Source organism: Glycomyces sp. NPDC049804 (assembly GCF_040674615.1).
Lineage (GTDB): Bacteria > Actinomycetota > Actinomycetes > Mycobacteriales > Micromonosporaceae > Glycomyces > Glycomyces niveus.
Genome location: NZ_JBFAMQ010000023.1, coordinates 22,900 through 43,096 on the forward strand (window position 1 = coordinate 22,900; position 20,197 = coordinate 43,096).

Here is a 20,197-nt window from a genome sequence, read left to right on the forward strand (position 1 = left end):
GAAAATAGCAATGTCTGCAATTGTCGGGTTTCGGACTGACCAAGTCGAATGGGCGGTTCTACGCTATTTCCACGCACCCCGGTGGCGCGGCGGCAGAGACCAAGCCTGCTCGACAAGAGACTTTGCCGCCATCACCAGGAGGCCGTCCGACGAAGTGGGGTAGTCGCGACGGCCCGGCGGCGGGGCTCCAACTACCTGGCCTGGAGCCCCGCCGTCCTCATGCCCCGATTCCCGGAAGCGCGGCGGGTCCCGAGCCCGGGTGGGCGGGGGGCTCGGAGGTTTCTACGATGGGGGTCGGACGTCCGCTACGTGAGGAGTGCGATTCCTTTGGCCCTCAACTCGAACATGGTGGCGCTGGGCACGGCCGCGCCCGATTTCTCGCTGCCGGACCTCGACGGGGCGGTGCGGTCGCTCGCGGGGTTCGACGCGCCGATGCTACTGGTCGCGTTCCTGTGCAACCACTGCCCGTACGTGCGCCACATCGAGCAGGTCCTCGGGTCCTTCGCGGCCGGGCAGGCGGACCTCGACGTGGTGGCCGTCTGCTCGAACGACGCCGAGAACTACCCCGACGACGCCCCGGCCGGCCTCGCCGACCAGGTGGCGCGCGCGAACTGGACGTTCCCGTACCTCGTGGACGAGTCGCAGGAGGTCGCGCGCGCTTTCAGCGCGGCCTGCACCCCCGACTTCTTCCTCTACGGCCCCGACCGCGCGCTCGCCTACCGCGGCGCGTTCGACGGGTCGACCCCCGGCAACGGCGTGCCCGTCACCGGGGAGTACCTCGCGGGCGCGATCGAGCTGGTGCGCCGCGGTGAACCCGTGCCCGAGCCGCACTACCCGTCGACCGGCTGCGGCATCAAATGGCGCTAGTCCAGGGCGCCGTCGCGGGCGACGACGCGGCCGCGCTTGACGACGAGCGCGCGCGCCGGGTGCTCGAGCACGGCCTCTGACGCGTTGCGGCCCTTGACTGCGACGAGGTCGGCGGTGTCGCCCACGGCGAGGCCGTAGCCCTGGATCTTGAGCAGCCGCGCGCCGCCGAACGTGGCGGCCTCGAGCGCGAGCTCGATGTCCGCGTCCTTGCTGAAGCCCGCGTTGCGCGCGAACCACTGCGTGCGCTGCAGGTTGTCGCCGTTGCCGTACGGGCTCCACAGGTCGCGCACGCCGTCCTGCCCGATGCCCATCGCGACGCCCGCTTCGGCGAGTTCCCGCAGCGGCAGGATCTTCTTGGGCGCCACCGAGGTCAAGCCGATCTCGAGCTCGGCGAGCGCGGCGATGAGGCGGGCGCGGACGGCGTCGTCGGCGTCGCAGAGCGCGAACGCGTGGCTGATGACGACCTTGCCCGCGTAGCCGAGGGCGCGCGTGCGCTCGATGATCATGTCGAACTCGCGGACGCCGAGGTCGCCGCCGTCGTGCAGGTGGATGTCGATCTCCGCGCCGTGCTTCTCGGCGAGCGCGAAGACGAGGTCGAGGTGGCGTTCGGCGTCGCCGTCGAAGCCCTCGGGGTCGATGCCGCCGACGCACTTGACGCCCGCCGCGAGGGCCTCGTCCATGAGCTCGGCCGTGCCGGGACTGGCGAGGATGCCGGTCTGCGGGAAGGCCACGAGCTCGAGGTCGATGCGCCCGTCGAGGCGCTCGACCGCTTCGCGCACGGCGTGCACGGCGCCGATGCCGATCCCCGGGTCGATGTCCACATGCGAGCGGGCGTGGGTGGTGCCGGAGGCCACCATGTTCGACAGGAGCGCGGTGATGTAGTCCGCGTTGGGGATGCCGAACTCGGCGCGCCGCTCGGCGCCGTAGGCGATCGCGGCGGCCAGCCCGGGCCCGGCGGTGCGCGGCACCCACGGGCCGCCCCACAGGGTCTTGTCGACGTGGGCGTGGGCGTCGACGAGGCCGGGGATCACGACGGCGCCGCCGAGGTCCTCGACGGCCGCGCCGCCCGCGGGAAGCGAGTCGGCGAGGGCGGCGATCCTCCCGTCCTTGACGAGCAGGTCGGTGCGTCCCTCGCGGCCCCAGAGTCGGGCGTCGCGCAGCAGCAGGTCGGTCATGTGCAGATCCTCTCGCCTCGCCGCGGCGGACGCGACCGCGCCGACGTCCGGGTGAGCCACTCCACGGCCGCGCCGAAGCCCGCCGCCGCGGCCACGGCGGCGCCTGCTACTTCCAAAGCTGGTGGAGTGCGATCTCCAGCTCGCCGAGCATGTTGCGCAGCAGGGGCATCGAGAGGCCGATGACCGTGCCGGGGTCGCCGTCGATGCGGTCGATGAAGGCCGATCCGTAGCCGTCGAGCGTGAACGAGCCCGCCACGTGCAGCGGCTCGCCGGTCGCCACATAGGCGGCGATCTCCTCGTCGGAGACCTCGGCGAAGTGCACCTCGGTCCCCGAGGCGCGCACGATCTTGCGGTCCGCCTCGGTGTCGATGAGGCAGTGCCCGGTGTACAGCGTGCCCGAGCGCCCGCGCATCCGCTTCCACCGCGAGGTCGCCTCGTCCGGCCCGCCCGGCTTGCCGAGGATCTCGTGCCCGAAGTGCAGCACCGAATCGCAGCCGAGCACCAGCGCGCCCGGCGAGACCAGGTCGAGGACCGCGGTCGCCTTCAGTTCCGCGAGGGTGGACGCCAGCATCGCCGGGTCCTCCCCCATCACCCGCGACTCGTCGACGCCCGAGACGATCACGAGCGGTTCGATCCCGGCCGCCTTCAGCAGCTCGCGGCGCGCCGGCGACTGCGACGCCAGCACGAACGTCCGGCTCAACGGTCCATGCCCCTGCGGGCCGGGACGGCGGTGTCGCGCCACGACCGGCGCACCCGCAGCTTCAGCCCCGGGTTCGACCACGCGGCTTTGCGGGCCGGGGCCTCGGACTCCTCCACCGGCCGCGGCAGGGCCGTTATCAGCCCGACCAGGGCGGCCAGTTCCTCGGGGGAGGGACGACCCCGAAGCACCCTGAGGACGGGCTCGTCGGTGGGGTTGCCGCGGTGAAGGGGGACGGACTCCCCCACGACCTTGAGTTCCAGACTCATCGAGCGCTACTCCTCGCCTGTCCCGTTGTCACTGCCGGATGCATCAGTCTTCGATGTCGAATTCGCGGTGCACCCGCTCCCAGAAGCCGTCGCGGACCCAGATCCGCGCTTCGGGGTGGTCGCGTAGAGAGTAACCGAGTTCCTTCTCCGCTTCCACCAGCAGCTCCTTGTCGATGACGGTGGGCAGCTGCGGGCCCGGAAGCAGGTCCGCTATGTTGTCCGCGCCCCTGGTCAGGAGCCACTTGTGGCCCACGTACTCGCCGATCTGCCGCACCGTCTCCGGGTCGAGCTTCTCCCCGGTCTGCGTGGTGCGCACGAACTTCGGCCGGGCCGACTCGGCCTGCGCCAGCGCCTCGGCGGCGTTCATGGTCACGGCCACGGACTGCCGCTGCCCGAAGACGGCGGCGGGGCTGGGCACGCGCGGTTCGGGCTGCGTCATCGGCGCGCCGACCATGCTGTACGTGGCGGCCGCGGCCGTGCCGCTCTTGGTGAAGTAGGCGCGCAGGTCCTCGGCTTCGATGGTGGCGACGGTGTCGGACTCCCACACCAGGCGCTCGGCCTGGTTGGTGCCGTACGGCGGCTCCACGCCCCAGAGGTGGACGCGCACGCCGTAGGCCTGGGCGACCTCGACGGCGGGGACCATGTCCTCGTCGCCGGCGAGGAGGATGGCCTCGTGGACGGCGTGGTGGCGGGCGAGCAGTTCCAGGTCGGAGCGGATCTGGGCGTCGACGCCCTTCTGCTGGCCGCGCGAGTTGAGGTTCCCGAGGCGGACCTTGACGAAATCCATGTTGGCGATGACGCGCTGGTCGACGGTGGGCACGCGGTCGCGGGCGGCGTCGAACCAGTACAGGCGCAGCAGTTCGCCGTCGGAGAGGTGGTGGGCGGCCCGTTCGATGAGGGATTTGATCAGCTTCTCGGCGTCGACGCGGTAGTCGCGGCGGGAGGTGGCGTCGAGCAGGAGCTCCGCGGCCGCCGCGTAGAGGTAGCCGACGTCGATCAATATGGCGTACCGCCGGGACGGCAGCCCTGGCAGCATCCCTCCGATAGGTGTCATGGCCCACTCCCAACGTCGGGCGGGACGAATTGTCCCGCTTCCCCCAGCTGTATAAGACGGTACCCGGATCGGACTCCAGGGATGGGAGTGGTGCGCGTCGCTTCGCGTGGCAACGCGGTTTGTCCTGCTGGGCGCGCGGTCGGCGCGGCGGACGTGTGCGGACCTCACCGGATCGAGTGACAGGAAACGGCAGAGGGCGGCGAGGCTCAGCGCATTCACGGCTCGCAAGCTTCGCCGTGGCGCCCCCTCGCCGCCCTCGCGGCACCGCTTAGAGCGGGATGTTGCCGTGCTTCTTGGCGGGCAGCTCGTCGCGCTTCGAGGCGTTCATGCGCAGGCCGCGCACGAGCATCGCGCGGGTCTCGCGCGGCTGGATGACCGCGTCGATGTAGCCGAGCTCGGCCGCGACGTACGGGTTGTTCAGCTTCTCCTCGTACTCGGCCATGAGCTCGGCGCGCTTGGCCTGCTCGTCGTCGGCCTTCGCCAGCTCGCGGCGGTAGAGGATGTTGACCGCGCCCTGCGAGCCCATGACCGCGATCTCCGCGGTCGGCCAGGCCAGGTTGAGGTCGGCGCCGACGCCCTTGGAGCCCATGACGCAGTACGCGCCGCCGTAGTCCTTGCGGGTGACGACGGTGAGCTTGGGGACGGTGGCCTCGGCGTACGCGTAGATGAGCTTGGCGCCGCGGCGGATGATCCCGTCGTGCTCCTGCGAGGTGCCGGGCAGGAAGCCCGGGACGTCCACGAAGGAGATGATCGGGATGTTGAAGGCGTCGCAGAAGCGGATGAACCGCGCGGCCTTCTCCGAGGCGTCGATGTCGAGGCAGCCCGCGAAGTGCATGGGCTGGTTGGCGACGACGCCGACGGGCTTGCCGTCGAGGCGGCCGAAGCCGGTGATGATGTTCTTCGCGAACAGCGCCTGGGTCTCGAGGAACTCGCCGTCGTCGAGGACGGACTCGAGGACCTTGTGCATGTCGTACGGCTGGTTCGCCGAGTCGGGGATGACGGTGTCGAGCTCGAGGTCGGTGGCGGTGATGTCGAGTTCGAAGTCCTTGGACTCGTAGGCGGGCGGCTCGTCGAGGTTGTTCGACGGCAGGTACGAGAGCAGGTGCTTGACGTACTCGAGCGCGTCCGTCTCGTCCGAGGCCAGGTAGTGGGCGTTGCCCGCGACCGCGTTGTGGGTGCGCGCGCCGCCGAGCTCCTCCATGCCGACGTCCTCGCCGGTCACCGCGCGGACCACGTCCGGGCCGGTGATGAACATGTGGCTGGTCTGGTCGACCATGATCGTGAAGTCGGTGATCGCCGGCGAGTACACCGCGCCGCCCGCGCAGGGGCCCATGATGAGCGAGATCTGCGGGATGACGCCGGAGGCGCGCACGTTGCGGAAGAAGATCTCGGAGTAGCCGCCGAGGGACGCGACGCCCTCCTGGATGCGGGCGCCGCCGGAGTCGGAGATGCCGATGATCGGGCGGCCGGTGCGCAGCGCCAGCTCCTGGATCTTCGTGATCTTCTCGCCCGAGACCTGCCCGAGCGAGCCGCCGAGGACGGTGAAGTCCTGCGCGAACACGCAGACCTCGCGGCCCTCGATGGTGCCGTAGCCGGTGACGACGCCGTCGCCGTAGGGCCGGTTCGCCTCCATGCCGAAGTTGGTGGAGTGGTGGCGGCGCAGGGAGTCCAGCTCGACGAACGACCCCTCGTCGAGCAGCTGCTCAAGGCGTTCGCGGGCGGTGCGCTTGCCCTTCTCGTGCTGCTTCTCGATCGCCCGGGGGTTCCCGGTGGCCGCTTCGGAGAGGCGCTCGGCCAGGTCGGTGAGCCGCCCGGCGGTCGTGTGGAAGTCGATGTCGGTCACGACTCGGATCGTATCGGCCCTTCCGGTCGCTACGCTATGTGCGTGAGCACACCGACGAGAAAGCCACTGGACCGGCACGAGCTCTGGTCGCTGTTGTCGGAGAAGTCCGACTTCTGGACCGAGGTCGATGTGGTGCAAGTCACCGGATCGACGAACACGGACCTGGCCGCCGCCGCCAAGCACGGCGCGACGCAAGGGACGGTCCTCATCGCCGAGGAGCAGGAGCACGGCCGCGGCCGGCTCGACCGCCACTGGGTCAGCCCCGCCCGCGCGGGCCTCACCATGTCGTTCCTCCTGCGCCCGACGCTTCCGCGCGAGGAATGGGGCACGCTCGGCCCCCTCACCGCCGTCGCCCTCGAGGAGACGCTCCTCGCCGTGTGCGGCGTCAGCGCGAAGCTCAAGTGGCCCAACGACGTCCTCATCGGCGACCGCAAGGTCTGCGGCGTCCTCGCCCAGGTCGAGGGCAACGCCGTCATCGTCGGCGTCGGCCTCAACGTCTCCCTCACCGAGGACGAGCTGCCCGTCCCCGACGCCACCTCGCTCCTGATCGCCGGAGCGTCCACCCTCGACCGCGCCGAGATCGCCGCGGGCTTCCTCGCGCACGTCGCGGCCGTCTACGAGACGTGGAACGAGCGCGGCCCCGCCTCCGTGATCGAGCGGTGGCGCCGCAATTCGGCGACCCTCGGCAGGCACGTCGCGGTATCGTTCCCCAACGGCCGCAAGCTCACCGGGCGCGCCGTCGGCATCGACAACGACGGCTGCCTGCAGGTCGCCGCCGCCGACGGCACCGTGGAGACCGTCGCCGCCGGCGACATCGTCCACCTGCGGCCCCAGGACTGACCGGGACCGACCGGCGCGAACGGAGGAGTGGCGCATTGGCCGACCAGGCGCATGACGAGAACGTTCCCGCCGCACCGGGACCGACCGGGCTCGACCCGGAAGCCGAAGGGCTGTACCGGCTCCTGCTGTCCCGCACGGACGCCTCGGTGTCCCGCCTCGCGGCCGACGCCGGACTCCGGCCCGCCCGCACCCGGGAGCTCCTCATGCGACTCGTCGACGACGGCTTCGCCACCATGGTCGCCGACTCCCGCTTCCGCGCCGTCGGGCCCGACACCGTCCTCGGCGGTCGCATCGCCTCCCAGCTCGGCGACGTCCTCGGCGAGTACGAGGCCCTGCGCGAGCTCCTCGAGATCCACCGCGCCGGACCGGGCTCGGGCGGCGGCGATCACGGCTCCTGGGAGGTCGTGAGCGGCCCCGTCGCCATCCGCTCCCGCCTCCGCCAGCTGAAGGCGGGCGCCGAGAAGCGCCTGCGCACGTTCGTGCGCCCGCCCATGGTCCTGCCCGTGCCCGAACCCGCTCTGCACGAGGACCTGCAGGCCCGCGGGGTCTGCCACCGCATCCTGTTCGACCGCGCGGTGCTCGACATCGACCCGTACTCGGACTACCTGCGCCACGCGCTGTCCTCGGGCGACGAGGTGCGGTTCGCCAAGCGCCTGCCGCTCAAGCTCCTCATCGTGGACGACAAGACCGCGCTCATGGAGGAGGGCGGCGGGCGCCCGAAGGCGATCGTCACGGGCAACCGCTCCATCGTGGAGCTCGCGGGCGCGCTGTTCGACCAGCTGTGGTCCAGCGGCATCCCGGCCACGACGGCCTCCAGCAGCGCCGAACGGCTCGACGAGGACGACGCGGTCCTGCTGGGGCTCTTGATCTCCGGGCTCACGGACCAGTCGATCGCCACGAAGCTCGGCATCGGGCTGCGGACCGTGCAGCGGCGGGTGCGCGAGCTCATGGATCTGGCGGATGTGGACACACGCATCCAACTGGGCTGGCACGCCGCCAAGAACGGCTGGGTGCCTTAGCGGAAGCGAGGACCCGACGGGTTCCCGCGCGGCGCCTGAATCGTGGGACGAACGCCGATGCCACGGTGTTGTACTGTGCTTTTGACATTGGCGAAGCTTGCAAGCCGTACATGAGTCATGCCCCCGCCCGTTCTCACTCCTGGAGGTCCGCAGTGGGATATCCCGACGATCAGCTCGCCCGCGGTGAAGTGGTCAAGCTGCACACCCGCCCGCACTGGAAGGAAGGTGTCGGCCCGGTCCTGTGGTTCGTGGTCTTCCTGGCCATCGCCGCCATCGCGATCACGTTCACGGCCCGCATCGACGAGAGCTGGGGGCTGTGGCTGATCCTCGCCGAGGTCGTCATCTTCCTGGCGCTGCTCATCTGGCTTTCGGTGCTGCCGTGGATCCGCTGGCGCTCGACCCACTACGTGATCACCGACCAGCGCATCATGTGGCGCGAAGGCCTCGTGACCCGCGAGAGCCGCCACATCCCGCTGGCGCGCGTGAACACCGTGTCGTACACGCAGAACGTCTGGGAGCGGATCTTCGGCTTCGGCGACATGAACATCGACTCGGCCTCTGACGACGGCGAGATCAACCTGATCGACGTCCCGAAGGTCGACAAGACCAAGGCGCTCCTGTACCAGCTGGCCGAGGACGACCGCTCGCGCCGCGCGGGTGCGGGCGACGGCACCTGACCGCAGGCGTGAAAGCAGGCCCGTGCCGTTGCGGCGCGGGCCTTTCGCTTCAGCCGCTCCGGGCTTCGGCGAGTTCGGGGTGGTGCCGGAAGACCCAGGTGCGGTAGGCGAAGAACCGGAAGACCGAGCCGAGGCCGACGCCGACGATGTTGGCGGCCACGTTCACCGCGAACTCGGTGCCGAAGACCTCCGGCCAGACCTGCGCGAGGCCGGAGTTGGCCCACAGGCAGGCGAGCGCGATGAGCAGGCCGATGCCGTTGAAGAAGAAGTAGAGGACGTACTGGCGGTGGGCGGCGGCGCTGCCGCGGCGCTCGCGCCAGGTCCAGTGGCGGTTCCCGAAGAACGCGACGGTCATCGCGATCACGGCGGAGATGATCTTGGCGGTCCAGTCGGGCCAGTCGAGGCCCAGGTACATCAGGTTGAACAGCCCGATGTCGACCACATAGGCGACGCCCCCGACGCCCGCGAAGCGGATGAGCTCGGCGGCGTGGCGTCTCACCAGGCCCGTGGCGCGCGCGTACAGCCCCGCGAGACCGCGGGGTGCCGAGGGTTGCGGCGGCGTCTCAATGGAGGTCGACATCAAGCCAAAGCCTACCCGTCCCCGCGCGGGAGCGATACCGCCGAGTTCCCCCCGGCCCGCCCACCACGACCGTGAACTGCGACGGCACTCGAGTGTCGGACCCCTATGGGAGCGTCGTCCTTTTCGGTTGGTCGGAAGGCGGATGCGGGTGGGAAGGGGCATGCCCTACGCCCGGGGCCGCGCCGCCGGCCCGGGCTCGCCGCGCCGGGCGACCACGCCGGCGCCACCGAGTGCGCCCCACCTCCGCACGGCCATCGCGGCCCGCGCCCGAGCCGCCCCCGCCCGGCGGCCCGCGAACCGGACCCGCGCTCAGGTCGCGGCCCGCGCCCGAGCAGCCCACGCCCGGCGGCCCGCGAACCGGACCCGCGCTCAGGTCGCGGCCCGCCCCAGCCGCCCTTAGGTCGCGGCCTCGCCGCCGAGGGCGGCCGCGACTGCGACCACTCCCACGATGAACGGGTCGTCGCCGCGTTCGAAGCGGATCACCGCTTCGTCGCCCGTCTGCACCCGGTGGACGTTCACGTCGACGCCGAACGCGTACCAGTCCGGGTTCTCCACGGCCCCGTGCGCGTGGCACCGGGCCGGCTCGCCGAGCGCCTGGCCGCCCGCGGTCAGGCCGTCGCCGCCGCGGTAGCGCGAGCCGCCCCACAGCGTGGCCGCGATCTGCACCTCGCCGCCGTCCTCGACCTCGATCTCGGTGTCCGACGACCGCGGCCCGTCGTAGACCGCGACCTCGGTCGCGGCCGCCCCCGGCTCCGCGAACACCACCGTCAGCGACCAGCCCGCCCAGCGCCGGTCGGCGCACCCCGCGCTCAGGTCGAGCGGCCAGTGGTCGCACTCCGACACCGGCAGCTGGTGGTTGTCCGTCGCGACCCAGTACTCCCCGCCACCCGACACCAGGTCTGTGACCTCGACATACGCCTGCTGCCCGGGCTCGGTGTCCCGCACCGCGGCCGCGTTCAGGTCGGTCCAGGACCCGCCCGGCCCCGCGAGCGAGACCGCCGTCGGCAGGTCGTCCTCGACGCCCGCCCAGTACAGGCCCGCCCACTGGACCGCCGCCCCGCCCGGCACGTCGAGCACCGCGCCCGACACCGCGTCGCCCTCGCGCCCCGCGGGAGCGGTCTCCGGCTTGTAGGCCTTCATCGGCCACTGCTCCCCGCCGCCGAGGCCCGCGGCCTCGCGGCACCCCGGGGCCGCGCAGGTCAGCCACGTGTTCCCCGCGGCCGTGACGCCGGTGGCGTCGACGCTCGCGAACCCGACCTCGCTCCCGGCCGGCGCGATCGGCACCTGCAGGGAGGTCGTCCCGCTGATCCCGGGACCCTCGACCGCGACCTCGAACGTCTGGTAGCCGCTCACCTCGTCGCCGATCATGATGCGCACGAGGGCTTCCGCCGGATCGGGCATCGCCGCGATCGAGCAGTGGACGACCGCGCCGCCCTCGGCGCAGGTCCAGCCCGGCTCGGCGGTCTCGGACGCGAGCGTGATCCCCGGCGGCATCGTGATGTCGAGCGTGACGCGCTCCGAGGCGGCCTGCCCCCAGCCGAGCCGACCGCCCGCGTTCCGCGCGACCGGGGCCGCGTACCCGTGCCGGCCGGACGCCTCGGCGAACGCCCGTTCCGTCACCGGCGCGTAGCCCCCGCCCGCGCCGCCCGGCCCCTCGAGCCGGATCGGCAGCACCGCTTCGCCGCCGGCCACCAGACCGCTCGAGCCGAGCCCGTGCTCGATGCCGTACGAGGCCGGTTCGGCCGCGGGCGCTTCCGGTTCGTCCTCGGGCTCGGGCTCCGGCGCCGCCGGGTCCTCCGGCTCCGGTTCGGGCTCCGGGTCCGGTGGCTGCGGCCCCGGCTCGTCCGGCTCCTCCTCCGGCGCGGCGGGCGCGACCACCGTGTCCTCGGGCGCGGCCTGCGGCTGCGGCTCCTTCTCGTCCCCGGTGAGGGCGAAGACCGCGACCGCGGCCGCCACCGTCACGGCCGTGCCGGTGGCGACGGCGCCCTTCGTGCCGAGTTGCTGCGCGATCCGGCGCACCCAGTTCGCGACCGCCCTGACGGGCGTGAACAGGAACGCGAGCGCGCCGCCGAAGGCGATTCCCGCGGCCGAGACCGCGCCCGCCGCCAGGTACGGCGAGGCCGCGCCGCCCAGGAAGATCACGGCGATCACGCCGCGCAGGCCCGAGTTCAACTCGGTGAGCTCGGCGAACAGCAGGTTGCAGGTGACGCAGGAGTCGAGGTGGTCGTCCACTTTGGCCGCTTCGCGCTCGCCGAGCTTGCCGCGCACGCGCGCGCCGATGCGGTCGACCGTCCAGCGGCACTCCTCGCGCGGCGCGTCGGCCGCGTGCTCGCTCAGGTAGTTCTGGCGCAGCTTCTCGCGGGCCCGGTACGCGAGCGCGGAGACGCCGTTCGGGGTCATGCCGAGCATGGTGGCGATCTTGGCCGGGGAGTCCTCCTCGACCTCGGTGTGCCACAAGACCATCCGCCACCGCTCGGGGAGCTTGCCGAAGGCGAGCGCGGCGTACCGGCGCTCCTGGCCCTCGACGGCGGGGTCGACGTAGATCTCGCCGGAGTCGTGCGCGGTGAGGTCGTCGGTGAACTCGACCTTCTTGTCGCGCCGGACCCGGTCGTAGAAGGTGTTGCGGAGGGTCTGGAGCATGTACGGCCGGAACGCGAGGTCGGGGCCGCCGCCTTCGCGGAAGGTGTGGAGGAGCTTCGCGAAGGTCTCGGAGACGAGGTCGTCGGCGCCGGCGGGGTCGCGGGAGAGGATGCGGGAGAGGCGGCGCGCGGAGTGGATGTGGCGTTCGTAGAGGACGGCGTACGCGGTGGTGTCGCCGCCGCGGGTGGCGGCGATGAGCTCGGGGTCGGAGCGGGTCTCGGGGGCGTTGCCGGGCTGCGGCTCGAGGTGGCGGGGATCGCCGGCGGGGACGGTCTCGGGCATCGTTCGCCGGTGCTCCTTCCAGGTTGCGCCGAACTCGTACGATCGGGGGGCTCAGGCGTCTGCTCGCCGCGCTGCGTTCGGGCCTTCCTTGACGTAACGAGCGAGTACGTCTCGAGTTGCGCCCGTTCAGCCGTTCGGGCAAGCTCCCGGCGAACTGGACATTGCTGTGAGTTTAGGGCAAAAACCCGGCATAACCATAAATTGTAATGTGATTGTGACCAGGCGTGATCGTATTGGGACTTCCCGCCCTGGTTCCCGGCAACTGTCGGAAAACCGTCAGGCCATTGCGTACAGTTTGCTGACGCATTCCCGGCCGACTTCGACGCAAGGGAGGTGAACGATGCCCGCATCGGTCCTGCTCGCACTCCTCGCCGCCACGGCCCTCCTGGCCCTGACCCCGGCGCTGGTGCGCCGCTACGACCCCGACGAGCGGATGATCGCCGACCGGGCCTCGTCCGACGCCCGCGTCCTCGACCGCGAAGGCCACCGCCCCTCCCGCCCCGCCTCCCACGACACGGCCGAACTGAGCCCCGGCGACGGGTCTGACCAGGACGGCTCCCTCGACGCGCTCCTCGACGGGCAAGACCTTCCCCCGCAAGCGAACTCGGGCGGGTGGGAGCGGCGCGGCACGCGCCGCGGCGACTCGGTACGGTTGAGGACCGACGAGTCGTACCCCGGCGAGGACCCCGAGATGCACGAGCAGGCCAGGCTCCGGCAGATGCGCGCCGAATGGTGGCGGCGGCGCCACCGCCGCATCCTCTACGTGCTCATTGCGCTGACCGTGCTCGAGCTCGCCGGCGTCGCGATCGCCGGGCCCGGCTTCTGGATCGGCGCGGGCCTCTCGGCGGCGGCGCTCGCGGGGTACGTGTACTTCCTGCGCGACCGCGCGAAGCGGCTGCGCCGGCCGCGCCGCAGGCCGAAGGCCATGATCGCGGCCGAGCCCGAGCACGGCGAGGCGGGTCCGCCGATGTACGTGCCGGAGCAGCCGGACGGCGACGATGACGACGACGACGAGCCGGAGCCGCGCGAGTCGTTCCTGTTCGAGAACGGGTCGCTCGGCGACGACGCGCCACCGCCGCCGCCGCGCCCGGACCCGCGCCGCCCGGACGGGCCCGCGGGGGTGCGGGGCCGCTCGTACGAGGCGCCGGCGAAGCTCGAGCGCTAGCCGCACGCGGGCGATGAAGCAGAGCACACCGGTGATGCGGCTAAACTTGCCCGGTTATGCCTGAGGAACCGCAGCACCGCCACATCCTGACGTTCAACTTCCGTCAAGGACGCAACAAGCCCCGCCACGACGAGGCCTTCGCGCGCCTGTGGCCGCGCTACGGCCTGGACTGGCAGCCCGAGGACGGCCGGATCGACTTCGCGAAGCTGTTCGGCCGCACCGCGCCCGTGATCCTCGAGATCGGCTCGGGCAACGGCGAGGCGGCGGCCGCGATGGGCGACGCCGACCGCGAGCGGGACCTGCTCGCCGTCGAGGTGTACCCGCAGGGCATCGCCGACCTCATGGACCGCGCGGAGGCGCGCGGTCTCACTAACCTGCGGATCTACCAGGGCGACGCGCTGCCGCTGCTGTGGAACGGGATCGCGCCGGGCTCGCTGGACGAGATCCGCGTGTACTTCCCGGACCCGTGGCCGAAGAAGCGCCACCACAAGCGCCGGATCATCCAGGCCGAGCATGTGGCGACGATGGCCGGGCTGCTGCGCGAGGGCGGGGTGCTGCACTGCGCCACCGACATCGCGGACTACGCCGAGCAGATGCTCGAGGTGCTGACGGCCGACGCGGCGTTCGCGAACACCGCCGAGGGGTTCGCGCCGCGGCCGGACCACCGGCCGGTGACGAAGTTCGAGCGGCGCGGTGTGAAGGCCGACCGTGAGATCTTCGACCTGATCTTCCGCAAGCGCTGAAACACCTTCGCTTCGTTGGCGATGTACACCAGACACATACATCGCCAACATCAAGGAGGCTGCCATGTCCATCACGCAGATCGACCTGAACGATGAAGCGCTCGAAAAGGCCATGAGGCTGATGGGAACCAAGACCAAGAAGGACACGGTCAACTCCGCCCTCGTCGACTACGTCGAGCGCATGGAGCGGCTCAAGGCTGCCGAGCGACTGTTCGAGCGGGGTCGGCGCGGCGAGTTCGACGCCGCAGCCGAGGCGCACCAGGCAGCCGAGCAGGCTTGGAAAGACGCCTACAAGTGATCGCCGGGCATCCCATGGACGCCTCCGCGTTCTGGTATCTGTTCCGCAGCGCCCGCGCGCTGGAAGCCCTGCACGAACACATCGCTTCGGGCATGCTGCGCGTCTGCGAAGCGACCCGCACCGAAATCCTCTATTCCGCAACCGGCGTCGCCCACTTACGACGACCTGGCCCCGGACCTCGACAGCGTCTGCAAGATCGCGCCGGTTCCGAAGCAAGCGTGGCGCGGGGTCGACACCGCGCAATACCGGATGGTCCAGCGAGGCCTCCATCGCTCGGCTGGGCTCGCCGACCTTCTGGTCTGCGCGACCGCGGTACACCATGATCTGACGGTCCTGCATGTGGCAACGACTTCCGGACGGTCGCCTCAGTCATGCCGGAGCTGCGCGAACGCGATGCCCGCCTGCTTGGATGACCTCGAGCGGAGTGCCCGCGTCAGGCGGTGAGGCGGCGGTGCCAGGACTCGGCCGAGGCGTCGGTGAGTGACGCGACCTGGTCGACGGCGACGCGCAGCCGCGCGGCGTCGTCGGCGGCGCGGTCCCAGAGCTCGGCGAACATCGGGTCCATGGCGTCCGCGCCCCGGTCGCACAGGACCGCGACGAGTTCGCGCAGGATCTCGCGCTGCCGCGTGTACCAGTCCGCGGAGGTGCGCGGCTCCATCACGTACCGCCAGGCGATGCCTTTGAGGAGCGCGCACTGGATGCGCTCGGGCTCGGGCACGGTGAGGTCGGCGTCGTAGCGGCGCAGCTGGCCGTCGCCGAACTGGGCGCGGGTGGCCTTGGCGGCGGCGTTCACGAAGCGGCCCACCATGTCCGAGGTGAAGCGCTTGAGGGCGACCTGCGCGCCGAAGGAGCCGTCGTAGTCGTGCAGCGGCTCCAGGAGCGGGTCGCGCAGCAGGTCGCGCAGGGCCTCGCCGAGGACCGCGGTGGACTCGCCGGAGTAGCGGCCCGCCGCGCCTTCGCAGACGGCGGCCTGCTCGGCCTCGTCGTCCATGAGCTTGGCGAGGTTGATGTAGCCGCCGTAGACGCCGTCCTCGACGTCGTGCACCGAGTACGCGACGTCGTCGGACCAGTCCATGACCTGGGCTTCAAGGCTCTTCGCGCCTGCGGGGGCGCCGCCGCGGAACCATTCGAAGACCGCGCGGTCGTCCTCGTAGAAACCGAACTTGCGCACGCCTTCGCTTGCGGCCCAAGGGTATTTGCACATCGCGTCGAGGGAGGCGCGGGTGAGGTTGAGGCCGAGCGAGGCCCCGGTGACGTCGACGGCCTTGGCTTCGAGGCGGCTGACGACGCGGAGGGTCTGGGCGTTGCCCTCGAATCCGCCGCAGGGGCCGGCGATCTCGTGGAGGGCGTCTTCGCCGTTGTGCCCGAAGGGCGGGTGGCCGAGGTCGTGGGCGAGGCCGGCGACGTCGGCGACGTCGGGGTCGCAGCCGAGGGCGGAGCCGAGCTCGCGGGAGATCTGGGCGACCTCGAGGGAGTGGGTGAGCCGGGTCCGCAGGAAGTCGTCGGTGCCGGCGGTGTGGACCTGGGTCTTGTCGGCGAGCCGCCGGAACCCGGCCGAGTGGAGGATGCGCGCGCGGTCGCGCTGGAACGGCGTCCGCGCCGAACCGGGCTCGGCCAGCAGCCGCTCCGCGGCGGGCCAGCGCTTCGCCAGAGGGTGCAGTGCGGGATCGGTCACGCCATCGAGCCTAGCGCGACCGATCCCGGCTGCATGCGTGCGTTAATCCTTCAGGTAGAGGCGCATCACGCCGGTGCCGTCGCCGTCCTCGATGCCGTGCGCCCAGGCGAAGGCCGAGAGCGGTTCGAGCCCTTCGAAAGCCTCCGGGTCCTCCTCGGCCGCGCGCGCCAGATCGACCCAGGCGCCGACGGAGCACTGCGCGGGGGCGAGACCGGCGAACTCGCGGAACCGGTCGTCCTCGGCGAGGGTGCCGTCGGCGACGGCGGACCCGGTGTAGCTCAGCTCCGATCCGTCCACTTCGACGCCTTCGGGGAGGGGCTCGCCCTCGCTCCAGGTGGTGATGAGGTCTTCGAGCTCCTGGGCGCGCTCCTCGGCGAGGTGCGCGGCGAAGTGGAGCGAGTCGGGGTCGACGTCGTCATCGGCGGAGAAGTTCCCGCCGCCGCTGAGGGTCGCGCCCGCGAGGAGATCGGAGAAGTCGCCGACGGCGGTCTCGATCTCGCCGAAGTCGGGACCGTAGGTCTCCTCGACCCACGGCTCGTCCTCGGTGCCGGCGGCCCAGTAGCGGCCGTCGAGCTCCCAGTAGCGCTCCTCGTCCTCGGCGGCGAGGGTCCCGGCCCAGTACTGCTCGTCGAGCTCGGTGTACTCGGCGTACTCCGCGTCGGTGAGCGGGGCCTCGACCACCACGTCGGTGGCGGTGGCTTCGACGCCGTAGAACTCCTCGAAGAAGCCGAGCCAGCCCTTGCTGATCTCGTCGACGTTCTCGGGTACGTAGGCGGCGACGGCGAAGTCGGACGCGGGCAGCTCGCCCATGCCGTCGATGAGTCCCTCGGTGCCGGTCCAGAGGTGGTCGGCGTCGCCGAACATCCGGTAGGTGACCTCGAAGCCCTCGTCGAAGGCGGAGAAGCCGTAGATGAGGTGCCCGGAGTAGAGCTCTTCGACGGCGTCGCTCTCGGCGCCGGAGGTCATCTCGGCGAGGTCGCCGACGGCGTCCATGTCGGTCCAGTGGATGAGGATCTGGTCGCCGTCGAGCCAGGAGCGGGCCTCGCTGTAGTCGTCGGATTCGGCGAGGGGCTGTTCGGCGGCCTCGGATTCGGCGGCGGCGAGCGCCTTGTCGGCGCCGGTCTCGCCGATGACGATGAGGACGTGGTCGTCCTCGACGGTGTAGTCGAAGCTCGACTCGTCGCCGCCGGAGGCGGCCCGGATCTGGGCCATGCCCTCTTCGGCGGCGTTCGCGTCGGTGCTGGCGAGGCTCAGGACGGCGTAGACCTCGTCGTCGTACTCCCAGGTGGCGAGCCCGTGGCGGAGGCCGAGCCAGGAGGTGATGTCCTCGGCGGCGTCGACGCCCTCCACGCCGGACTCGTCGACGAACGCCTCGACGAGCGCGTCGGTGTCCTCGTAGTCCTCGAGGTCCTCGAACTTCTGGAGGTGGTCGAGGAGTTTCGGGGTCTGGTCGAAGGACGGGTCGAGGTTGAGCTCGACGTACATGCTCGCGGTCGCGGGGAAGCTCTCGGCCGGGTCGGGGCCGCGGTCGAGGACGAACTTGAACAGGACGACCGCGCCGACGGCGGCGAGGAGCACGACGGAGAGGATCGCGGCTACGGCGACCTTGGGTCCGCGCCCGCGTCCGGAGCCGCTGGGGGCCACAGGGACCGGCGTGTACGCGCCCGGCGGCATGTAGGCGCCGGGCGGCTGCTGCGGAGCGCCGGGCTCCACATAGGGCTGCGGCTGCTGGGGCTGGTACGCGCCCGCCGGCGGCCCGTAAGCGCCCGGGGGCGGCTGGTTCGGGTCCCCGGGGTAGGGCTGAGAGGTGGCATCGCTCGACATCCTTCGACGCTACGGCCGCAGTGCAACGGCCGTATCCCGGGAACGTGCCAAATGCGACTCGGGTCGCGCAGGACCCGACGCCGGCGTCTCAGAACTCGTAGACCTGGCCGGGGCGCACGACCTCGACGGGGCCGGTGTAGGCGGCGCGGGCCTCGGCGAGGGTCTGGTCCTTGGAGTTCCAGGGCTCGACGAGGTGGGTCAGGAGCAGGCGGGCGGCCCCGGACTTCGTGGCGTACTCCCCCGCCTCCTTGCCGGTGAGGTGCACGTCCTTCGGGTTGTCGCGGCCCTCCAGGTAGGACGCCTCGGCGAGGAGCACGTCGCAATGAGTCGCGAGCGCTTCGAGCGCCTGGCACGGCCCCGAGTCGGAGGTGTACGCGAGGGAGGAGCCGGCGTGCTCGACGCGGAGCCCGTACGTCTCGACCGGGTGCGCGACGCGGTCGGCGGTGACGGTGAGCGGGCCGAGGTCGAACGTGCCCGGCTGCAGCTCGCGGAAGTCGTAGACGTCGGTCATGGACGGGCTGCACAGCTCGCCCTGCCCGCCGTACGCGGCCACGATGCGCTCGGCGACGCCGGTGGGACCGTAGAGCGGCAGCGGGTGCTTCGGCGCGTCGGCGGCGTAGCGGCGCATGACCGCGTACGCGCAGGCGTCGAAGAAGTGGTCGGCGTGCAGGTGGGTGACGATGACCGCGTCGATCAGGTGCGGGTCGAGGTGCTTCTGCAGTTCACCGAGCGAGCCGGTGCCGAAGTCGATGAGCAGCCGGTATCCGCCCGCTTCGACCAGGTAGGCCGAGCAGGGGGTGTCGGGGGCCGGGAACGAGCCGGCGCAGCCGATAACCGTCAGTTTCATGGCAGATCACACCCTGCAGATTTACGGCTCGCAAGCAGTGTCGGCGAAGCTTGCGAGCCGTCGTTGTGCTTCGCCGAGCTGTCCAGTACGGCCGCCGCCGCGTTCGGGAACAGGTTCCCCAGGAACCGGCGCGCGGTCCTGGTGAAGGCCTCCGGGTCGCCGGTCGCGAGGAACCGGTGCTCGGGGGTGTCGGTGCGGGAGGCCAGGAGGTCGTGGTCGGTGAGCACGCGGTAGAGTTCGCGCGCGCTCTCGCTCGCGGAGTTCACCAGTGTCACGTCCTCTCCCATCACCAGTCCTATGAGTCCCGACAGCAGCGGATAGTGGGTGCAGCCCAACACGACCGTGTCGACGTCGGACTGCTGTAGCGGCTCAAGGTACCCCTGGGCGAGCCCCAGGAGCTGTCGGCCGGTTGTCACACCGCGTTCCACGAAATCCACGAACGCCGGGCACGCGACCCCTGTCGCCTTGACGTCCGGGACGGCGTTGAAGGCGTCCAGGTACGCGCCTGAGGAGATCGTCGCGGAGGTCCCGATCACGCCGACGCGGCCGGTGCGCGTGGTGGCGACGGCGCGCCGGACGGCGGGCCGGATGACCTCGACGACCGGGATGTCGTAGCGTTCGCGGATGTCGGCCAGCGAGGCCGCCGCGGCGGAGTTGCAGGCGATCACGAGCGCTTTGACCTCCTGTTCGACCAAGTGGTCGCAGACGTCGAGCGAGAACTTGCGGACCTCGGCGATGGGCCGCGGGCCGTAAGGGACGTGGGCGGTGTCGCCGACGTAGACGAGTCGCTCGGCGGGCAGCAGTTCGCTGATCGATCGGGCGACGGTCAGGCCTCCGACACCGGAGTCGAAGATCCCGATGGGCGCGTCGTTCATGGGCTCCGAGCGTACGTCCAAACGGGCCTGGAACGCCCCTGCTCGTCACGGGAATGTCGCCAAAATGACAGGGTGGCGATCGCCACATGAACGGCGTCGGCGAGGCGTTCTCGTCGGCCTGGGGCGCGGCGCCGGGAGCGGGCCGGACGCGCTCCTCGCCCACCCCGGGTGGGAGGTCTGCCTGCCCGCTCACGCGCCTGTCGGGCCGCACGCCGGAGCGGCCGCGCCCGCGTCAGGCGGACCGCTTCCGTTGCGGCCCTAAGCGGCGACCCGGAGCATGACGAACGCGGCGAGCAGCGTGATCGTGGAGGCGGCCATGAACATCCACGGCACGCCGCGGAAGCGCAGGGACGCGAAGGCCATCATCGCCAGGAGCATCCCGATGACGCCGCAGGAGATGAACGCCGGGGTGAACCAGGCGGGGCTGTCGCCGAAGACGCGGAACAGGCCGACGATCGCGGTCGCGACGCCTGCGAGGACGAGCACGAGCGCCCAGACGGCCACGCCTGCGAGGCGGCGCAGGCGCACGGCGGGCTTCTCGGGCCGCACCGGGCCGAAGTCCTTCGCGGAGGCGATGCCGCCCTGGATGCTGCCGAGCGCGGTCGTCTCCGCGCGCGGCACCGGGGTGCTCGCCCAGGCGTTGTCCCCCGCCGCGGCCTGCGGCGCCGTGCTCTGCCGCGGCAGGTCCTTCGACTTGCGGATCGACACGGAAGGCAGCTTGAGCTTGCCGGCGGAACTCATGCGGCCAGGCTAGCAAGCCACTGAGGACGCCTCAGGATCGCACCGCGACAGTGCGTCCCAAATCGCCGAAACCGGAAACAACGAAA

General features: G+C 71.3%; 19 protein-coding genes. 7 read left to right on the plus strand and 12 right to left on the minus strand.

What is annotated here, in order from left to right:
• The first annotated feature begins 327 nt into the window (after positions 1-327).
• The gene (locus tag AB0K52_RS23830) at positions 328-867 is read left to right on the plus strand and encodes a thioredoxin family protein (protein WP_363536385.1); all 540 of its coding nucleotides are present in this window, start codon (positions 328-330) and stop codon (positions 865-867) included.
• Here AB0K52_RS23830 and AB0K52_RS23835 read toward each other — a convergent pair.
• The 5 genes from AB0K52_RS23835 to AB0K52_RS23855 all read right to left on the minus strand — a co-directional run bounded on the left by AB0K52_RS23835 (position 864) and on the right by AB0K52_RS23855 (position 5,914).
• On the minus strand, positions 864-2,042 hold the full coding sequence (locus AB0K52_RS23835; protein WP_363536388.1) for an amidohydrolase: 1,179 nt from the start codon (positions 2,040-2,042) through the stop codon (positions 864-866). The two genes, AB0K52_RS23830 and AB0K52_RS23835, sit on opposite strands and share 4 nt — an antisense overlap.
• A gap of 106 nt (positions 2,043-2,148) precedes the next feature.
• Positions 2,149-2,742, minus strand: a complete 594-nt coding sequence (locus AB0K52_RS23840; protein WP_363536391.1) for a nucleoside triphosphate pyrophosphatase — start codon at positions 2,740-2,742, stop codon at positions 2,149-2,151.
• On the minus strand, positions 2,739-3,008 hold the full coding sequence (locus AB0K52_RS23845; RefSeq protein WP_363536394.1) for an acyl-CoA carboxylase subunit epsilon: 270 nt from the start codon (positions 3,006-3,008) through the stop codon (positions 2,739-2,741). The genes AB0K52_RS23840 and AB0K52_RS23845 overlap by 4 nt, the downstream gene beginning before the upstream one ends.
• Before the next feature lie 43 nt (positions 3,009-3,051).
• The gene (locus tag AB0K52_RS23850) at positions 3,052-4,062 is read right to left on the minus strand and encodes an NYN domain-containing protein (RefSeq protein WP_363536397.1); all 1,011 of its coding nucleotides are present in this window, start codon (positions 4,060-4,062) and stop codon (positions 3,052-3,054) included.
• A gap of 268 nt (positions 4,063-4,330) precedes the next feature.
• Entirely contained in the window at positions 4,331-5,914 is a 1,584-nt protein-coding gene (locus tag AB0K52_RS23855; RefSeq protein ID WP_363536468.1) for an acyl-CoA carboxylase subunit beta, read from the minus strand.
• Positions 5,915-5,947: 33 nt separating this feature from the next.
• On the opposite strand from AB0K52_RS23855, the gene AB0K52_RS23860 reads away from it, so the two are divergent.
• The 3 genes from AB0K52_RS23860 (at position 5,948) to AB0K52_RS23870 (ending at position 8,441) form a co-directional block, all read left to right on the plus strand.
• Positions 5,948-6,745: a biotin--[acetyl-CoA-carboxylase] ligase gene (locus tag AB0K52_RS23860; protein ID WP_363536400.1), complete on the plus strand. Its 798-nt coding sequence runs from the start codon at positions 5,948-5,950 to the stop codon at positions 6,743-6,745.
• Positions 6,746-6,780: 35 nt separating this feature from the next.
• Positions 6,781-7,764: a hypothetical protein gene (locus AB0K52_RS23865; protein WP_363536403.1), complete on the plus strand. Its 984-nt coding sequence runs from the start codon at positions 6,781-6,783 to the stop codon at positions 7,762-7,764.
• A gap of 152 nt (positions 7,765-7,916) precedes the next feature.
• The gene (locus AB0K52_RS23870) at positions 7,917-8,441 is read left to right on the plus strand and encodes a PH domain-containing protein (RefSeq protein WP_363536406.1); all 525 of its coding nucleotides are present in this window, start codon (positions 7,917-7,919) and stop codon (positions 8,439-8,441) included.
• Between the two features lie 49 nt (positions 8,442-8,490).
• Here the strand turns inward: AB0K52_RS23870 and AB0K52_RS23875 are convergent, their stop codons facing one another.
• Positions 8,491-9,021: a GtrA family protein gene (locus tag AB0K52_RS23875; RefSeq protein WP_363536409.1), complete on the minus strand. Its 531-nt coding sequence runs from the start codon at positions 9,019-9,021 to the stop codon at positions 8,491-8,493.
• A 396-nt stretch (positions 9,022-9,417) separates the two neighbouring features.
• Entirely contained in the window at positions 9,418-11,943 is a 2,526-nt protein-coding gene (locus AB0K52_RS23880; protein WP_363536412.1) for a sigma-70 family RNA polymerase sigma factor, read from the minus strand.
• Between the two features lie 340 nt (positions 11,944-12,283).
• On the opposite strand from AB0K52_RS23880, the gene AB0K52_RS23885 reads away from it, so the two are divergent.
• The 3 genes from AB0K52_RS23885 to AB0K52_RS23895 all read left to right on the plus strand — a co-directional run bounded on the left by AB0K52_RS23885 (position 12,284) and on the right by AB0K52_RS23895 (position 14,149).
• On the plus strand, positions 12,284-13,108 hold the full coding sequence (locus tag AB0K52_RS23885; protein ID WP_363536415.1) for a hypothetical protein: 825 nt from the start codon (positions 12,284-12,286) through the stop codon (positions 13,106-13,108).
• 56 nt (positions 13,109-13,164) lie between these two features.
• Positions 13,165-13,851 carry a tRNA (guanosine(46)-N7)-methyltransferase TrmB gene (gene trmB / locus AB0K52_RS23890; protein WP_363536418.1) on the plus strand — a complete coding sequence of 229 codons (687 nt, stop codon included), beginning with the start codon at positions 13,165-13,167 and terminating at the stop codon, positions 13,849-13,851.
• 64 nt (positions 13,852-13,915) lie between these two features.
• Positions 13,916-14,149, plus strand: coding sequence for a type II toxin-antitoxin system VapB family antitoxin (locus AB0K52_RS23895; RefSeq protein ID WP_363536421.1), 234 nt, complete (start codon positions 13,916-13,918; stop codon positions 14,147-14,149).
• A 433-nt stretch (positions 14,150-14,582) separates the two neighbouring features.
• Here AB0K52_RS23895 and AB0K52_RS23900 read toward each other — a convergent pair whose 3' ends face one another.
• The 5 genes from AB0K52_RS23900 to AB0K52_RS23920 all read right to left on the minus strand — a co-directional run bounded on the left by AB0K52_RS23900 (position 14,583) and on the right by AB0K52_RS23920 (position 20,111).
• Positions 14,583-15,800 carry a deoxyguanosinetriphosphate triphosphohydrolase gene (locus AB0K52_RS23900; RefSeq protein WP_363536471.1) on the minus strand — a complete coding sequence of 406 codons (1,218 nt, stop codon included), beginning with the start codon at positions 15,798-15,800 and terminating at the stop codon, positions 14,583-14,585.
• A 66-nt stretch (positions 15,801-15,866) separates the two neighbouring features.
• Positions 15,867-17,648, minus strand: coding sequence for a hypothetical protein (locus AB0K52_RS23905; protein ID WP_363536424.1), 1,782 nt, complete (start codon positions 17,646-17,648; stop codon positions 15,867-15,869).
• An 88-nt stretch (positions 17,649-17,736) separates the two neighbouring features.
• Positions 17,737-18,495 (minus strand): MBL fold metallo-hydrolase, encoded by a 759-nt coding sequence (locus AB0K52_RS23910; RefSeq protein WP_363536427.1) that lies wholly within the window; start codon positions 18,493-18,495, stop codon positions 17,737-17,739.
• Positions 18,492-19,370, minus strand: coding sequence for a glutamate racemase (murI, locus tag AB0K52_RS23915; protein WP_363536430.1), 879 nt, complete (start codon positions 19,368-19,370; stop codon positions 18,492-18,494). The genes AB0K52_RS23910 and murI overlap by 4 nt, the downstream gene beginning before the upstream one ends.
• Before the next feature lie 258 nt (positions 19,371-19,628).
• A complete protein-coding gene (locus AB0K52_RS23920) occupies positions 19,629-20,111 on the minus strand; it encodes a hypothetical protein (protein WP_363536433.1) in 483 nt (160 codons plus the stop codon).
• Positions 20,112-20,197 lie beyond the last annotated feature (86 nt).

What these genes read in the sequence shown, in the direction of transcription:
- AB0K52_RS23835 (WP_363536388.1), bottom strand. Translation starts at nt 2,042, where the DNA reads ATGACCGACCTGCTGCTGCGCGACGCCCGACTCTGGGGCCGCGAGGGA.
- AB0K52_RS23845 (WP_363536394.1), bottom strand. Translation starts at nt 3,008, where the DNA reads ATGAGTCTGGAACTCAAGGTCGTGGGGGAGTCCGTCCCCCTTCACCGC.
- AB0K52_RS23850 (WP_363536397.1), bottom strand. Translation starts at nt 4,062, where the DNA reads ATGACACCTATCGGAGGGATGCTGCCAGGGCTGCCGTCCCGGCGGTAC.
- AB0K52_RS23875 (WP_363536409.1), bottom strand. Translation starts at nt 9,021, where the DNA reads ATGTCGACCTCCATTGAGACGCCGCCGCAACCCTCGGCACCCCGCGGT.
- AB0K52_RS23880 (WP_363536412.1), bottom strand. Translation starts at nt 11,943, where the DNA reads ATGCCCGAGACCGTCCCCGCCGGCGATCCCCGCCACCTCGAGCCGCAG.
- AB0K52_RS23885 (WP_363536415.1), top strand. Translation starts at nt 12,284, where the DNA reads ATGCCCGCATCGGTCCTGCTCGCACTCCTCGCCGCCACGGCCCTCCTG.
- trmB (WP_363536418.1), top strand. Translation starts at nt 13,165, where the DNA reads ATGCCTGAGGAACCGCAGCACCGCCACATCCTGACGTTCAACTTCCGT.
- AB0K52_RS23895 (WP_363536421.1), top strand. Translation starts at nt 13,916, where the DNA reads ATGTCCATCACGCAGATCGACCTGAACGATGAAGCGCTCGAAAAGGCC.
- AB0K52_RS23905 (WP_363536424.1), bottom strand. Translation starts at nt 17,648, where the DNA reads ATGTCGAGCGATGCCACCTCTCAGCCCTACCCCGGGGACCCGAACCAG.
- AB0K52_RS23910 (WP_363536427.1), bottom strand. Translation starts at nt 18,495, where the DNA reads ATGAAACTGACGGTTATCGGCTGCGCCGGCTCGTTCCCGGCCCCCGAC.
- murI (WP_363536430.1), bottom strand. Translation starts at nt 19,370, where the DNA reads ATGAACGACGCGCCCATCGGGATCTTCGACTCCGGTGTCGGAGGCCTG.
- AB0K52_RS23920 (WP_363536433.1), bottom strand. Translation starts at nt 20,111, where the DNA reads ATGAGTTCCGCCGGCAAGCTCAAGCTGCCTTCCGTGTCGATCCGCAAG.